The organism is Paenibacillus plantarum, from assembly GCF_013141695.1.
Classification (GTDB): domain Bacteria; phylum Bacillota; class Bacilli; order Paenibacillales; family NBRC-103111; genus Paenibacillus_E; species Paenibacillus_E plantarum.
Window position 1 is genome coordinate 1 of record NZ_WHNY01000003.1, and the last position, 1,626, is coordinate 1,626.

Sequence of the window (1,626 nt, forward strand, 5' to 3'; positions counted from 1 at the left end):
AAAAAAAAAGATCGCCGGTGCAAGCTGCGACTCAAAAGGCGGAGACTTGTGTGAAGCCCGAAACCAGAGAAGAAGAGTTAGTGAGGGAAGCCATGTGCCGGACAGAAGCTGGTGAGCCATGAAGTGCGAAGAACCGGGGAATGAACATAAGGAGAAGCCGTCTGGGGCGAGTACCGACAGAGAATCGGAGATTGCCGAAAGGCTACAAACCGTGAAACTGGAAGGGAAGGAAAACGAGCATGGGGAAACAAGAGCAGGACAATGACTCTCGTGAAGGAGTAAAGAAACAAGAAGAACGAAAATGGTACAGTCTAATCGACAAGATATGGGCAAAACCAAACTTGGAGGATGCATTTAAAGAGGTTAAGCGAAACCGGGGAGCGGCAGGGATTGATCAGATGACCGTAAAGGCATTTGAATCGAAGTTGGAGCACCATCTAGAAGTGCTTCAGCAGACGCTGAGAAGCAAGACGTATCGGCCAAAGCCGGTCAGACGCGTATATATTCCGAAAGCAGACGGTACACAAAGACCCTTAGGCATACCTACCGTAGGAGACCGAGTCGTACAAGCGGCGGCAAAACGTATACTGGAACCGATCTTTGAAGCGAAATTTATGGACTGTAGCTATGGATTCCGACCCGGGAGGAGCGCTCATATGGCGTTAGAGAAAATCCGTCAAGACTTAGAAAACGGATTTCGTTATGTCATAGACGCCGATCTAAAATCGTATTTTGATACGATTCCCCACGAAATGCTTGTAGGGATAGTGAAAGAAACGGTTGTTGACGGAAGCGTGTTGGAGTTGATAGGGAAATTCCTGAAAGCTGGTGTGCTAGAAGGTGGTAGTTTCCACATAAATGGCCAAGGGACGCCACAAGGAGGAGTTATTAGTCCATTATTAGCAAACATCTACCTTCATCCGTTAGATCAAGTGATGACAGAACGCGGACATCGTTTAACAAGGTATGCAGATGACTTCGTGATCTGTTGCAAAACACAAAAAGGTGCGGAGCGCGTGTTGAAGTCCGTGACAGGGATACTTGAGAGAGAAATGGGACTAAGAATTCATCCAGAGAAAACGAGAATTGTGAACAGCAAAAGGGAGTCATTTGTGTTCCTAGGGCATGAGTTCAAGCCGGGAAAAAGGATGACGCCTTCGGCCAGAGCAATGACGAAATTTAAAGAACGGGTGAAGGAGATCACCAAAAGGAACCGAACGGTAGATGTACAAAGGTTGGTAAAGAAGGAGCTAAACCCGTATTTGCGGGGATGGGGTAGATATTATGGAACAGGAGATGTGAGAAACCGATTCCGAGATTTAGATGCCTGGATAAGAAGACGACTACGTGCAGTGCAATTGCGTAGTTGGAAGAAAGTGAGAAAACTTCACCGCGCAATGAGGAAACGAGGGTGGGATAACAAAGAGTTACCTGGCCTTCGAATGACAGCATGGAGAAGCTCCCACTCAACCTACGCCCAGTATGCGATGCCGAATAGTTGGTTTGAAGAAATTGGTCTAAGTAGTTTGCTTGCTATTTACAAAGAACTTCATCCCCAAAGGGGATAACACTGGAGGAGCCGGATGCGATGACCCGCACGTCCGGATCTGTGAGAGGCCCATGCAA

General features: G+C 47.4%; 1 protein-coding gene. It reads left to right on the plus strand.

The annotated features are described in order from the left end of the window. The first annotated feature begins 239 nt into the window (after positions 1-239). Positions 240-1,568: a group II intron reverse transcriptase/maturase gene (gene ltrA / locus GC096_RS00015; protein ID WP_171628255.1), complete on the plus strand. Its 1,329-nt coding sequence runs from the start codon at positions 240-242 to the stop codon at positions 1,566-1,568. Positions 1,569-1,626 lie beyond the last annotated feature (58 nt).

Bases quoted from the DNA above. Each gene is read 5' to 3' on its own strand.
- ltrA (WP_171628255.1), top strand. From the start codon at position 240: ATGGGGAAACAAGAGCAGGACAATGACTCTCGTGAAGGAGTAAAGAAA.